Annotated in this window: 1 protein-coding gene; it reads left to right on the top strand. The window is 72.6% G+C overall.

Features of this window, described 5'->3' with window-relative positions:
• Positions 1-215, top strand: a 215-nt coding sequence (locus ILP86_RS19505; protein ID WP_193762731.1) for a MerR family DNA-binding transcriptional regulator, incomplete at both ends; no start/stop codon positions are given.

Genomic DNA, 215 nt, shown 5'->3' with positions numbered 1-215 from the left:
GGATCTCGCCCTCGAACGCTCACGGGTGCGCGCGGCCCTGCGCGGACTCGAGGACGCGGTGGCGGAGGCCGACGACCCGTTCGTCGAGGACGATGCCATGGCCATCGGCGAACTCGCCCAGGCGCTCGGCGTCCGCTCCTCCGCACTGCGGCACTGGGAGCGAGAAGGGCTCGTGCGCCCCCTTCGGCGTGCAGGATCGGTCCGCTCCTACGACT

It is taken from the genome of Microbacterium sp. R1 (genome assembly GCF_015159725.1).
In the GTDB taxonomy this organism is placed as follows: domain Bacteria; phylum Actinomycetota; class Actinomycetes; order Actinomycetales; family Microbacteriaceae; genus Microbacterium; species Microbacterium oxydans.
This window is presented reverse-complemented; position numbering and strand designations above follow the sequence as displayed.